At 73.8% G+C, this 13,212-nt stretch carries 12 protein-coding genes; 7 read left to right on the top strand and 5 right to left on the bottom strand.

What is annotated here, in order from left to right:
- The first annotated feature begins 73 nt into the window (after positions 1 to 73).
- Entirely contained in the window at positions 74 to 2,383 is a 2,310-nt protein-coding gene (locus tag OCT49_RS19435) for a heavy metal translocating P-type ATPase (protein ID WP_283853125.1), read from the top strand.
- Between the two features lie 144 nt (positions 2,384 to 2,527).
- Positions 2,528 to 3,625 (top strand): hypothetical protein, encoded by a 1,098-nt coding sequence (locus OCT49_RS19430; RefSeq protein ID WP_283853124.1) that lies wholly within the window; start codon positions 2,528 to 2,530, stop codon positions 3,623 to 3,625.
- Here OCT49_RS19430 and OCT49_RS19425 read toward each other — a convergent pair.
- Genes OCT49_RS19425 through OCT49_RS19415 form a run of 3 tightly spaced genes read right to left on the bottom strand, consistent with a single transcriptional unit; the run spans position 3,591 to position 6,117 of the window.
- A complete protein-coding gene (locus OCT49_RS19425; RefSeq protein ID WP_283855858.1) occupies positions 3,591 to 4,562 on the bottom strand; it encodes a 5-oxoprolinase subunit C family protein in 972 nt (323 codons plus the stop codon). The genes OCT49_RS19430 and OCT49_RS19425 overlap by 35 nt on opposite strands.
- Before the next feature lie 32 nt (positions 4,563 to 4,594).
- Positions 4,595 to 5,371 carry a 5-oxoprolinase subunit B family protein gene (locus OCT49_RS19420; RefSeq protein WP_283853123.1) on the bottom strand — a complete coding sequence of 259 codons (777 nt, stop codon included), beginning with the start codon at positions 5,369 to 5,371 and terminating at the stop codon, positions 4,595 to 4,597.
- Positions 5,368 to 6,117 carry a LamB/YcsF family protein gene (locus OCT49_RS19415; RefSeq protein WP_283855857.1) on the bottom strand — a complete coding sequence of 250 codons (750 nt, stop codon included), beginning with the start codon at positions 6,115 to 6,117 and terminating at the stop codon, positions 5,368 to 5,370. The genes OCT49_RS19420 and OCT49_RS19415 overlap by 4 nt, the downstream gene beginning before the upstream one ends.
- 251 nt (positions 6,118 to 6,368) lie before the next feature.
- Between OCT49_RS19415 and OCT49_RS19410 the strand changes: the two genes are divergently transcribed.
- Positions 6,369 to 7,052: an HD domain-containing protein gene (locus OCT49_RS19410; RefSeq protein ID WP_283853122.1), complete on the top strand. Its 684-nt coding sequence runs from the start codon at positions 6,369 to 6,371 to the stop codon at positions 7,050 to 7,052.
- 193 nt (positions 7,053 to 7,245) lie between these two features.
- Complete coding sequence (locus tag OCT49_RS19405; protein WP_283855856.1) at positions 7,246 to 8,496, top strand: Cmx/CmrA family chloramphenicol efflux MFS transporter; 1,251 nt, start codon at positions 7,246 to 7,248, stop codon at positions 8,494 to 8,496.
- 53 nt (positions 8,497 to 8,549) lie between these two features.
- Here the strand turns inward: OCT49_RS19405 and OCT49_RS19400 are convergent, their stop codons facing one another.
- Together OCT49_RS19400 and OCT49_RS19395 are read right to left on the bottom strand one after the other, a co-directional pair.
- On the bottom strand, positions 8,550 to 8,825 hold the full coding sequence (locus tag OCT49_RS19400) for a DUF4031 domain-containing protein (protein WP_283853121.1): 276 nt from the start codon (positions 8,823 to 8,825) through the stop codon (positions 8,550 to 8,552).
- A complete protein-coding gene (locus OCT49_RS19395) occupies positions 8,822 to 9,190 on the bottom strand; it encodes a DUF8819 family protein (protein ID WP_283853120.1) in 369 nt (122 codons plus the stop codon). Before OCT49_RS19395 ends, OCT49_RS19400 begins: the two co-directional genes overlap by 4 nt.
- Before the next feature lie 224 nt (positions 9,191 to 9,414).
- On the opposite strand from OCT49_RS19395, the gene OCT49_RS19390 reads away from it, so the two are divergent.
- The 3 genes from OCT49_RS19390 (at position 9,415) to OCT49_RS19380 (ending at position 13,160) form a co-directional block, all read left to right on the top strand.
- Positions 9,415 to 10,332 carry a MurR/RpiR family transcriptional regulator gene (locus OCT49_RS19390; RefSeq protein ID WP_283853119.1) on the top strand — a complete coding sequence of 306 codons (918 nt, stop codon included), beginning with the start codon at positions 9,415 to 9,417 and terminating at the stop codon, positions 10,330 to 10,332.
- Between the two features lie 170 nt (positions 10,333 to 10,502).
- Complete coding sequence (murQ, locus tag OCT49_RS19385) at positions 10,503 to 11,468, top strand: N-acetylmuramic acid 6-phosphate etherase (protein WP_283853118.1); 966 nt, start codon at positions 10,503 to 10,505, stop codon at positions 11,466 to 11,468.
- 48 nt (positions 11,469 to 11,516) lie between these two features.
- Positions 11,517 to 13,160: a PTS transporter subunit EIIC gene (locus OCT49_RS19380; protein WP_283853117.1), complete on the top strand. Its 1,644-nt coding sequence runs from the start codon at positions 11,517 to 11,519 to the stop codon at positions 13,158 to 13,160.
- Positions 13,161 to 13,212 lie beyond the last annotated feature (52 nt).

The raw sequence follows: 13,212 nt of genomic DNA, 5'->3' as shown, positions 1-13,212 counted from the left end.
AGGGGTGGGGGGTATACATGAGTCAGCAATGCATACCCCCTAGGGGTATCAAGTCTCCGCCAGGGAGGACATCGTGTCCGCGCACACCGCCACACCCGGCCCCGGTACCGGCACCGGGACAGCCACCGGCACCACCGCAGAGGTCGAGCTCGCGATCGGCGGCATGACGTGCGCCTCCTGCGCGGCTCGCATCGAGAAGAAGCTCAACCGGATGGACGGTGTCGAGGCCACCGTCAATTACGCCACGGAGAAGGCGAAGGTCAGCTACCGGGGCGAGGACATCTCCGTACAGGACCTGATCGCCACCGTCGAGAAGACCGGTTACACCGCGCACGAGCCCGCGCCGCCGGCCCGCGCCGGGGACGACGCCCCGGGGACCGCCGCCGCCGGGGACGACGGGGCCGAGGAGCTGCGCCCGCTGCGGCAGCGGCTGCTCACCGCCGTCGCGCTCGCCGTGCCGGTGATCGCGATGTCGATGATCCCGGCGCTCCAGTTCGACTACTGGCAGTGGCTCTCGCTGACCCTGACGGCCCCGGTCGTCACGTACGCCGCGTGGCCGTTCCACAAGGCCGCGTTCACCAACGCCCGGCACGGCGCGGCGACGATGGACACGCTGATCTCGGTCGGCACCACGGCCGCGTTCCTCTGGTCGCTGTGGGCGCTGTTCTTCGGCACCGCGGGCATGGTCGGCATGACGCACCCCTTCGAGCTGACCATCGGCCGGAGCGACGGCGCGGGCAACATCTACCTGGAGGCCGCCGCCGGCGTCACCGCCTTCATCCTGGCCGGCCGTTACTTCGAGGCCCGTTCCAAGCGGAAGGCGGGCGCGGCCCTGAAGGCGCTGCTCGAACTCGGCGCCAAGGAGGTCACCGTGCTGCGCGGGGGCCGCGAGGTGACCGTGCCGACGGCCGAACTCCAGGTCGGCGACCGGTTCCTGGTCCGTCCCGGCGAGAAGATCGCCACCGACGGCACCGTCGTCGAGGGCGCCTCGGCCGTGGACGCGTCGATGCTGACCGGTGAGTCCGTGCCCGTGGAGGTCGGCGTCGGGGACTCCGTCACCGGGGCGACCCTCAACGCGGGCGGCCGGCTCGTCGTGGAGGCCACCCGGGTCGGTGCCGACACCCAGCTGGCCCGGATGGCGAAGCTGGTCGAGGACGCCCAGAACGGCAAGGCCGCCGCCCAGCGCCTCGCCGACCGGATCTCCGCCGTCTTCGTCCCCGTGGTCATCGCGCTCGCACTCGGCACGCTCGGCTTCTGGCTCGGCAACGGTTCGGGTCTGACCGCGGCGTTCACGGCGGCCGTGGCCGTACTGATCATCGCCTGCCCCTGCGCCCTGGGCCTGGCCACCCCCACCGCCCTCATGGTCGGCACCGGACGCGGCGCCCAGCTCGGCATCCTCATCAAGGGCCCCGAGGTCCTGGAGACCACCCGCCGCGTCGACACCATCGTCCTCGACAAGACCGGCACCGTCACCACCGGCCGCATGACCCTCCTCACCGTCCACACCACCGACACCACCACCGAGAACGACGTCCTGCGCCTCGCCGGCGCCCTCGAGCACGCCTCCGAGCACCCCATCGCCCAGGCCGTCGCCGCCGGAGCCGCCGAACGCACCGGCACCGCCCTCCCCACCCCCGAGGACTTCGCCAACATCGCCGGACTCGGCGTCCAGGGCGTCGTCGAGGGCCACGCCGTCCTCGTCGGCCGCGAACAGCTCCTCGCCGAGTGGGAGATCCGCCTCCCGGCGGAGCTGGCCCGCCGGAAGGCCGAGGCGGAGGCCGCGGGCCGGACGGCCATCGCGGTCGCCTGGGACGGCGAGGCACGCGCGGTCCTGGAGGTGGCCGACGCGGTGAAGGACACCAGCGCGGAGGCCATCACCCGGCTGCGGGCCCTCGGGCTCACCCCGATCCTGCTCACCGGTGACAACCGGGCGGTGGCCGAGGCGGTCGCGGCCGAGGTCGGCATCGACGAGGTGTACGCGGAGGTCATGCCGGAGGACAAGGTCGACGTCGTCAAGCGCCTCCAGGCCGAGGGCCGTTCGGTCGCCATGGTCGGCGACGGGGTCAACGACGCGGCCGCGCTCGCCCAGGCCGACCTGGGCCTGGCGATGGGCACCGGCACGGACGCCGCGATCGAGGCCGGCGACCTGACGCTGGTGCGGGGGGACCTGCGGGCCGCCGCGGACGCCATCCGGCTGTCGCGGAAGACCCTGGGCACCATCCGTACGAACCTGTTCTGGGCCTTCGCCTACAACGTGGCCGCCCTGCCGCTCGCCGCGGCCGGACTGCTCAACCCGATGATCGCGGGGGCCGCGATGGCCTTCTCCTCGGTCTTCGTGGTCGGCAACTCGCTGCGGCTGAGGGGGTTCCGGGCCGCGTCGTAACCCCAGCCGCCACACCGAAGGAACCACATCGACCACACCGACCACACCGACAACGCGAGTTGCCGGGAGGCCCGTTGGCCTCCCGGCAACTCGCGTTGTCGGTGGCGGCGGTCGTTGTCAGTGGGGGTGCCTAAAGTCTTCGGCATGACGAGCTGGATGCACGGTTCCTTTCCCGGCCACGAGGTGAACATCGTCTTCTCCCGCGGCCTGTCGCTCGACGCGCTCACCACCGGCCTGCGCGAGCTGCGGCGCGAACCGCTCGCCCACGGCGAGGCGGACGGGTGGGCCTGGGCGGTGCACGACATGCTCAACGGCGAGATCGAGGACTACGACGGCGTCGACTACCGGCGGATATGCACGCAGGGCACGGAGCTCGTGGTCTTCGTGACCGAGCCGTGCAGCGCGAAGGCGCACGGGCCCGCGTTCGACTACTACCGCGACGGCCGGCTGACCCTCGGCTTCAGCTTCGAGGACGTCGGGCAGCGGGTCGGCGAGAATCCCGACCACCTGTCCGCCGAACTGCTCACCGCCGGGCTCATCGGCCCCGAGGCGTACTGCGAGTCCGCGGACACGGACGACGACCACGACTGCTTCGACCACCACCACGACGACGAGGACCGGCTCGTGCGGACGATCGCCGACGCCTTCGGTCTCCCCTCGCCCCCGCTCGCCCGGGAGGTGGTGCGGGAGGCGGGCGCACCGATCGCCCCCGGCACCTTCGTCACCTACGCCAAGGGCCTGGACCTGCCCACACTGGCCACCGTCCTCGCCGAGGCGGGGTACCCCGCCCGCACCCAGGGCGAATCGGCCGGCTGGTCCTGGGCGACGCACGACGCGGCCGCCCTGCCGGGGCGGGGAACGGCCGTGGCGGACCTGGCGCGCGACATCACCGGGTTCCGCTACGAGGAACGCTTCGGCGGACCCGGCCGGGTGGAGACGGTGTTCCTGGCCACCACGCCCGCGTGCGAGTGCCCGCACGGGCAGCACTACATGGTCCCGCACTGCCCCGAGCACCCCTTCCAGTTCCTGCACTGCCGGGGCGGGTTCGAGGAGTCGTACTTCAACGTCGGCCGGCGTCGCGAGTCACGGCGCAGCGGCGACCTGCTGCTGCGGGAACTGCTGAACGCGGGGATAGTCGGCCGGAACACCCCGGCGTACGACGCCGACCCCGGCTTCAACGCCGACGGCGCCGTGACGAGGCGGATCATCATGGACCACTTCGGGCTGCCCGCCCCCTCGTGACGGCTGTGGCCTTCCCGGCCGCGCACCGCACGAACGCACCGGGCACGAACCGCACCCGGGTCCCGGGCACGGCCTGTGCCGCGCCCGCGAGCGCGGCTTCGTCCACGACGCCGACGACCGGGTAACCGCCGGTCGTCGGATGGTCGTTGAGGAACACCACCGGGCGCCCGTCCGGCGGCACCTGGACGGCGCCGAGCACCATCCCCTCGCTGGGCAGTTCGCCCGGGCGGGCCCGCTCCAGGGCCGGGCCCTCCGTGCGCAGCCCGATCCGGTTGCTGTGCGGCGAGACCCGGTACACGGCCGTGGTGAGCGTGCGCAGCGCGTCGTCGGTGAACCAGGTGTGGCGGGGGCCGAGGGACAGTGGCAGGACGAGTTCGGCGGGCGCGGCCGGCCAGGGCACGGCGTCGGCGGCCCGGGGACCCGCCGGGGCCCGGCCCAGGGGGAGCACGTCGCCGTCGCGCAGGGGGGCCGGGCCCAGCCCGGAGAGCAGGTCCGCCGACCTGCTGCCCAGCACGGGTTCCGGCAACAGGCCGCCGCCGAACGCCAGATAGCCGCGCAGGCCCTGCGTCGCGGGGCCCGCTTCGAGCACCGCGCCCGCCGGTACGCGCACGGGCGCGCCCCAGGCCGCGGGCCGCCCGTCGACCGTGACCCGGCAGGGCGCCCCGCCGACGACGACGAGCACGGGCCGGTCCGGGCGGACCGCGCAGCCGTCGGCGGTCGTCTCCAGCAGGGCCGCGTCCGGCCCGTTCCCGGCGAGCCGGTTGGCGAGGCGGGCGGCGGGGGCGTCCAGGGCGCCGGAACGCGGCACCCCGAGATGTGCCCGGCCGACGCGGCCGGTGTCCTGAACGGTGGTCAGGGCCCCGGCCCGGACCACCCGGACGGTGCCGACGGGACCGCCCCGGTCCGGTCCTGCGACGCCCGCCCGTCCCGGTCCCACGGGCCCGCCCGGGTCCGGTCCTGCGGCCCCGGTCACGGCCGTGCCTCCGTCGCGACGAACCGCACCCGGGCCCCGGGACTCAGCAGCGCGGCCGGTTCCCTGGCCGGGTCCCACAGCGCGCCCGGCCCGTGCATCCGCCCGACGATCTGCCAGCCGCCGGGCGAGGGGCGCGGGTACACGCCGGTGTACGCCCCCGCGAGGGCCAGCGCACCGGCCGGGACCCGGGTGCGCGGGGTGGCGCGACGCGGCACGTGCAACCGCTCGGGGAGCCCCGTGAGGTAGCCGAAGCCGGGGGCGAACCCGCAGAAGGCCACCCGGAATTCGGTCCCCGCGTGGATCCGGGGCACGTCGGCGACGGCGACGCCCCAGGCCGCCGCGACGTCCGCGAGGTCCGGGCCGTCGTAGACGACGGGTATCTCGACGAGCGCGCCGGTGTCGCGGCGCGGCGGGGGCGTCCGCCAGGAGAGGAGTTCCCGGACGAGCCGCGCGCGGCCGGCCGGGGTGCGGTCGGCGATGCCGTCGAGGAGAACGGTGCGGGCGCCGGGCACGATCTCGCGCACGGCGGGCAGTTCACCGAGCGCCCGGCGCCGCAGCAGTTCGGCGTGGAACGCCTCGGCGTGCTCGCCGGACGACAGCTCGACGAGCAGCGCCCCGGGCCCGGCGGGAAGGACCTCGACGCCCGGGACGACGTCCGTACCCGTGCCGACGTCCGTACCCGTACCAATGTCTGTACCCGTACCAATGTCTGTACCCGTACCGACGTCCCTAGCCGTACCGACATCTGCGGGCGTGCCGGTGTCCGCGGTCATGTGAACGCCCGTACGGCCACGCCCGCCGCCTCCAGCGCCGCCCTGACCCGGCGCGCCAGCGCCGCCGCGCCGGGGGTGTCGCCGTGCACGCACAGCGAGCGCGCCGCGACCGGTACCCGGCTGCCGTCCGCCCCGATGACGCCCCCGTCCACCGCCATGCCGACGCTGCGCCGTACGACCTCGTCCTCGTCGTGCACCACCGCGCCGGGCTCGCCGCGCGGGACCAGCGTTCCCCGGGGCGTGTACGCGCGGTCGGCGAAGGCCTCCTCGACGGCGGTGAGACCCGCGTCCCGGGCACGGTCGAGCAGGCGCGACCCCGGGAGCCCGAGGACCGCCAGGCCGCCGCCGGCCAGCCGGACGCCCTCGATCACGGCCGCGGCCTGGTCGTCGTCCCACACGGCGCGGTTGTAGAGGGCGCCGTGCGGTTTGACGTACGAGACCGTGGACCCGGCCGCTTCGGCGAAGACCCGCAGGGCGCCGATCTGGTAGGCGACCTCCGCGGCCAGTTCGGCGGGCGGCACGTCCATCGAGCGGCGCCCGAACCCCGCCAGGTCCCGGTACGCGACCTGGGCGCCGATCCGCACTCCCCCGGCCGCCGCCCGGTCGCAGACCCGCCGCATCACGGAGGCGTCGCCCGCGTGGAACCCGCAGGCCACATTGGCGCTGGTGACGCAGTCGAGCAACGCGTCGTCGTCGGTGAGAGTCCAGTGCCCGAACCCTTCGCCGAGATCCGCGTTGAGATCCATCGGAGCCCCCGCCGGAGCCGCCGCCGGGGCCGGGGCCACCATCGGCGCCCGGGCCGAGGCCGGGATCGGGGCCGAGGCCGGGATCGGGGCCGGAGCCGTCCGGTTCGCCGGGTTCGTCAGATCCGTCACGGGCGCACGCTAGCGACTGCCCCACGGTCCGACAAGACCCGGCCCGGGGAGTGGGACGCCGGTACGCCCCGGGGGTCGGATCACCGCCGGGCGGCCCGGCGTTCGCCGATAGGGTCGACCGCATGAGCGACAGTGCGCGTGCAGGCGATGCCCACGGGACCGACCGTGTCCACGGCTCCCTCCGGGAGCGCTGGCGGGAGGTGCTCGTCCGTACTCGGAGCGGGGCCGCCGCGCCCGATCCCGCGCCGTACGCCGACAACCTGCTGGCGCGCTGGGCCGAGCCGCAGCGGCGGTACCACACCACCGCGCACCTGGTCGCGGTGCTCGACCACGTCGACACCCTCGCCGAGTACGCGGCCGACCCGGACGCCGTACGCCTCGCCGCCTGGTTCCACGACGCGGTGTACCGGCCCGACCGGTCCGAGAACGAGGAACGCAGCGCGGCCCTCGCCGAACGCGCGCTCCCGGAGGCCGGGGTGCCCGACGCCGTCACGGCCGAGGTGGCCCGCCTCGTACGCCTCACCGTCACCCACGACCCGGCGGCCGGTGACACCGACGGCGAGGTGCTGTGCGACGCTGACCTGGCAATCCTGGCGGCGGACCCGCGGCACTACGCGGCCTACACGGCACAGGTCCGCGAGGAGTACGGCTTCGTGCCCGACGACGCGTTCCGGGAGGGCCGGGCGACGGTGCTGCGCCAGCTGCTCGGACTGCCCCGGCTGTTCCGCACCCCGTACGGGGCGGACCGGTGGGAGCAGCGGGCCCGGCGGAACCTGCTGACCGAGCTGGAGCTGCTCAGCCACTGACGGACGCGCGTCAGCAGCGAAAGGCTCCAGCGGAAACGCCAGCGGGAACGCCGACGGAAACGTGAGCCGAAACGTCAGCGGGAAACAGCGGCGCAACGTTGCCGATACGTCATGGATACGTCGGGAATGCGGCGGCATACGATCGCTGTTGGCAGCTGTCATGCCCGACTCCGCCGTCATCCGCTCCCGCCGCATGCCTCTCGCCGTGTACGTCCTGGGACTCTCGGTCTTCGCCCTGGGGACCAGTGAATTCATGCTCTCCGGACTGCTGCCGCCCATCGCCGACGACATGGACGTGTCGATACCCCGCGCCGGGCTCCTCATATCCGCCTTCGCGATCGGCATGGTGATCGGCGCCCCGCTGCTCGCCGTGGCCACGCTCCGACTGCCGCGCCGCACCACGCTGATCGCCCTGATCTCCGTCTTCGGCCTCGGCCAGATCGCGGGCGCGCTCGCCCCGACGTACGAGGTGCTCTTCGTGTCCCGGGTGGTGAGCGCGTTCGCCTGTGCCGGGTTCTGGGCGGTGGGGGCGGCGGTCGCCATCGCGATGGTGCCGGTGAACGCGCGGGCCCGCGCCATGGCCGTGATGATCGGCGGACTGTCGATCGCCAACGTGCTGGGGGTACCTCTGGGGGCGTTCCTCGGCGAGAACTTCGGCTGGCGGTCGGCGTTCTGGGCCGTGGGCGCGGCGTCCGCCGTGGCCCTGGTCGGGGTGACGACCCTGATCCCGCGCATTCCGCTGCCGGAGCGGCGCCCCCGGATCAGGCAGGAGCTGGGCATCTACCGCGACCGGCAGGTGTGGCTGTCGATCGTGGTCACGGCACTCGCCGCGGGCGGTGTCTTCTGCGCGTTCAGCTACCTGGCCCCGCTGCTGACCGATGTCGCCGGGCTGGACTCGGGCTGGGTGCCGACGGTGCTCGCGCTGTTCGGGATCGGGGCGCTGATCGGTACGACGATCGGCGGCCGGGTCGCGGACGCGCACCTCTTCGGGGTGCTGATGAGCGGCATCGCGGCCTCGACGGTCCTCCTGGTCGCGCTGGCGCTGTTCGCCTCGTACCAGGTCGCCGCGGTCGGGCTCTCGTTCCTGCTGGGCCTGTCGTCGTTCTACACCGCCCCGGCGCTGAACGCCCGGATGTTCAACGTCGCGGGTGCCGCGCCGACGCTGGCCGGTGCGACGACCACCGCCGCGTTCAACCTGGGCAACACGGGCGGCCCCTGGCTGGGCGGCGCGGTGATCGACGCGGACTTCGGTTTCGCGGCGACCGCGTGGGCCGGTGCGGCGATGACGGTGGTGGCGCTGGCGGCCGTGGTGCTCTCGCTGCGGTTGCAGGGCGGCGGCAGGTCGCGCCGGGTGGCGGGGGCGGGGGCGCCCACCGCGGCGTCGTCGGACGCGCCGGACGCGCCGGTGAGGGCGTGCGCGGACGCGAAGCCCTCGACCGCCTGACCGGTCCGCCCGACCGAGTGCCCCTCTCTCCCTCTCCCGCCCCCGGACCGCCGTCAGGCGCCGGGGGCGGGGCGTCCCTTGGGGCGGCGCAGCCCCGCCTCCGTGAGCCGGCGGACGAGTTCCTTCGGGCCGATCTCCTTCGCCCCGCCCCGCACCGCGTCCATGTACCGCTCTTCCGGTATGTCGTAGTGGTCCCGCTCGAACGCGCGCGGCGGGCAGCCGATGGACGCCGCGAAGACGTGCAGCTCGTCGAAGGACACGTCGCTGACCAGGTGCGACCACAGCCGCCCGTGTCCCGGCCACTGAGGCGGGTCGATATAGATCGTCACCGACGCAGTATGCCGTCGAGCGAACCGACCGGCGCCACGGCCACGGCCGCCTTGGTGCACACCCAGTGCGGGTCCGGGCCCAGTTCCGGTTCGACGTCGAGGGCGTGCGGGTCGCCCGCGTCGCAGACCGGGCAGAGCGGCCACCGCCCGTACCGTTCGAGCAGCGCGTCCTGTACGTCCTGGGCGACGAGCCCGACCACGAACGAGGCCCCGTCGGGCCACTGTTCGACCCACCAGCGGCGGTGGGTCACCGCGTCCTCGACCAACGAGACGATCCCGGCCTCGGCGACGTCACCTGCGGCGAGATCGGCCATGACCAGTGCACGGGCCGTGTGCAACGCCTGTTCCAAGGGGTTCATCTCCATGGCCCCATTGTCACTCCGCCCGCGAAAGGCCCCACGCGCCCGCCCCCGCCGTTTCCGCGCTGTCCGAAGCGGGAGCCCCTCCCGGGACCACCTTCGAAGCACCCCTGAAGCGCCCCCGAAGCGCCCTTGGGGCGCGCCCCTGTGACCCCGCCGGATCGCCGCCGACGGGGCACAGGCTCAAAAGGGGGGTTGACGGGCAACCCGCATGAAAATATCTTTCAAATGTGACCAACGACTTGAAGGAAAGTTTCAGCTCCGACTCCCCGCCCGCCCCGGCGGCCCTCGCGGCCAAGGTGCGCACCCTCGCGCCGTCCATGACCCGCTCCATGCAGCGCGTCGCCGAGGCCGTCGCCGGTGACCCCGCGGGCTGCGCCGCCCTCACGGTCACCGGTCTCGCCGAACTCACCGGCACCAGCGAGGCGACCGTGGTCCGCACGGCCCGCCTCCTCGGCTATCCCGGCTACCGCGATCTGCGGCTGGCCCTCGCCGGGCTCGCCGCGCACCAGCAGTCGGGGCGCGCCCCCTCCGTCACCGCGGACATAGCGGTCGACGACCCGATCGCCGACGTGGTCGCCAAGCTGGCCTACGACGAGCAGCAGACCCTCGCCGACACGGCCGCCGGGCTCGACACCGTCCAGCTCGGTGCCGCCGTGGCCGCCGCCGCCACCGCCCGGCGGATCGACATCTACGGTGTGGGCGCCTCCTCCCTCGTCGGCCAGGACCTCGCGCAGAAGCTGGCCCGCATCGGACTGATCGCGCACGCCCACACGGACCCGCACCTGGCGGTGACCAACGCCGTGCAGCTCCGCTCCGGCGACGTGGCCATCGCGATCACCCACTCCGGCTCCACCGTCGACGTCATCGAGCCGCTGCGGGTCGCCTTCGACCGCGGTGCGACGACGGTCGCGATCACCGGTCGCCCCGACGGCCCGGTCACGCAGTACGCCGACCACGTACTGACCACGTCCACCGCCCGGGAGAGCGAGCTGCGCCCCGCCGCCATGTCGAGCCGCACGAGCCAACTCCTCGTCGTCGACTGCCTGTTCATAGGCGTGGCACAGCGTACGTACGAGACGGCCGCCCCGGCCCTCTCCGCCTCCTACGAGGCACTGGCCCACCGCCACACGCCCCGCCCCCGCTGACCCGTCCCCCGCTCCCCCTGCTCCCCGTCCCCAGCTCCCTGTATCACGCACCCCCGTCCCCGACCTCCCCGAACCCCGCACTCGCACCCCCGAACGCGGACCCGTTCACCCCGAACCCCCCATCCGCAGAACCGTACGAGCCCGAGACCGAAAAGGCAGAGTCACCCTCCATGACCTCCATCGCCGACCTCACCCCCGCCGGCCCCGACGACCACGGGGATCTGCGCGCCCAGCTCGAAACGCTCACCACCGAGGCGTTCCGGCCCGAGCTCGCCGAGATCGACCGGCTGAGCACCCTTGAGACAGCCCGCATCATGAACGGCGAGGACCGGTCCGTCCCGGACGCCGTCGGCGCCCGACTGCCCGAGATAGCGGCCGCGATCGACGGCATCGCGGAGCGCATGGCGCGCGGCGGGCGCCTGATCTACGCGGGCGCGGGCACGGCGGGCCGGCTCGGCGTGCTGGACGCCAGCGAGTGCCCGCCCACCTTCAACACCGACCCGTCCCAGGTCGTCGGACTGATTGCGGGCGGCCCCACCGCCATGGTCCAGGCCGTCGAGGGCGCCGAGGACAGCAAGGAGCTGGCCGCCGCCGACCTCGACGCCCTGGACCTCACCGCCGACGACACCGTGGTCGGCATCTCCGCCTCCGGCCGCACGCCGTACGCGATCGGCGCCGTCGAACACGCCCGCCGCAAGGGCGCCCTGACGCTCGGGCTGTCCTGCAACGCGAACTCCGCGCTGGGGGCGGCGGCCGAGCACGGCATCGAGGTCGTCGTCGGCCCGGAGCTGCTCACCGGCTCCACCCGGCTCAAGGCGGGCACGGCCCAGAAGCTCGTCCTCAACATGATCTCGACGATCACGATGATCCGGCTCGGCAAGACGTACGGGAACCTGATGGTCGACGTCCGCGCCTCCAACGAGAAGCTGCGCGCCCGGTCCCGCCGGATCGTCTCGCTGGCCACCGGGGCGTCCGACGAGGAGATCGAGGCCGCGCTCGCCGCGACCGACGGCGAGGTGAAGAACGCCATCCTCACCATCCTCGGCCAGGTCGACGGCCCCACCGCCGCCGCCCTGCTGGCCTCCTCCGACGGCCACCTCCGTACCGCCCTGGCCGCCGCTCCCCGCACCACCTGACCCACCGGCTCCACCCCGCGCCTCCCCCCACAGCAAGGCCCGTGCACCATGGCAACACAGGACAAGAACCGCGCCACCGCCGCCGCGATCCTCCCCCTCGTCGGTGGCGCCGCGAATGTCGGCTCCATCGCCCACTGCATGACCCGGCTCCGGCTGGGCCTGCACGACCGCTCGCTCGTCGACGACGAGGCCCTGAAGGCGTTACCCGCCGTCATGGGGGTGGTCGAGGACGACACGTACCAGATCGTCCTCGGCCCGGGCACGGTCGCCCGGGTCACGCCGGAGTTCGAGCGGCTGGTGGCGGAGGCCGGGGCGTCCGGACCCGGCCCCGCCGCCCCGCCCGACGCCCCACCGGCCACCGAGATCCCACCGGCCACCGGCGCCCCACCGGCCGAGGCCCCTCCGACCGCCGCCCCACCAACCGGAACCCCTTCCCCCGCCGCTCCCTCCGCCTCGGCGGAGGAGCCGGCCGCCCGGGGCGCCGCGATGAAGGCGGCGCGGAAGGCGAAGAACGCCACCCCGTTCAAGCTGCTCCTGCGCAGGATCGCGAATATCTTCGTCCCGCTGATCCCGGCGCTCATCGGCTGCGGCATCATCGCCGGCCTCAACGGCCTGCTGGTGAACCTGGGTTGGCTGACCTCCGTCACGCCCGCCCTGGCCGCGATGGCGTCCGGCTTCATGGCGCTGATCGCCGTGTTCGTCGGTTTCAACACGGCGAAGGAGTTCGGCGGGACACCGGTCCTGGGCGGTGCGGTCGCCGCGATCATCGTGTTCCCGGGCGTCTCCGACATCGAGGCGTTCGGCCGGAAGCTCTCCCCCGGCCAGGGCGGTGTGCTCGGCGCACTCGGCGCGGCGGTGCTCGCGGTGTACGTGGAGAAGTGGTGCCGCCGCCGGGTTCCCGAGGCACTGGACGTACTGGTCACCCCGACGCTCACGGTCCTGGTTCCCGGCCTGGTGACGGTCTTCGGCCTGATGTACGTGGCCGGTGGGATCTCCACCGCCATCGGCACGTTCGCCGACCGGCTGCTCTCCAACGGCGGGGCGGGCGCGGGCTTCGTGCTCGGCGGGCTCTTCCTGCCCCTGGTGATGCTGGGCCTGCACCAGGCGCTCATCCCGATCCACACCACCCTGATCGAGCAGCAGGGCCACACCGTCCTGCTCCCGATCCTCGCCATGGCGGGCGCCGGCCAGGTCGGCGCGGCGGTCGCGATCCACTTCCGCCTCCCCCACAACGAGTCGATCCGCCGCACCATCAGGTCCGCCCTGCCCGCAGGTCTGCTGGGTGTGGGCGAGCCCCTGATCTACGGCGTCAGCCTCCCGCTCGGCCGCCCGTTCGTCACGGCGTGCGTGGGCGGCGCGTTCGGCGGCGGCTTCGTCGGACTGTTCAACCAGCTCGGCGACAAGATCGGTTCCACCGCCATCGGCCCGTCCGGCTGGGCCCTGTTCCCCCTCCTCGACGGCAACCACGGCCTCGGCACCACGGTCGCGATCTACGCGGGCGGCCTGCTGGTCGGCTACCTCACCGGGTTCCTCGCCACGTACTTCTTCGGCTTCGGCAAGGACCTGCGGGCTGAGTTCGACGTCTCCCGGGAACCGGCGGCCTCCCCCGTCACGGCGACGGGCTCCCCGGCGTCTCCGGCATCCCCGACCACCGGCCCCGACAACCCGCCGAAGGAACCGGCCGGGATCTGACCTCCGGCACCCGGCCACCCACGGATGAGGGGTGGTACCGGGCCAACCGGGC

Source organism: Streptomyces sp. ML-6 (assembly GCF_030116705.1).
Classification (GTDB): domain Bacteria; phylum Actinomycetota; class Actinomycetes; order Streptomycetales; family Streptomycetaceae; genus Streptomyces.
The sequence above is the reverse complement of the archived record's forward strand: the minus strand, read 5'-3'. Positions and strand labels throughout refer to the sequence as shown.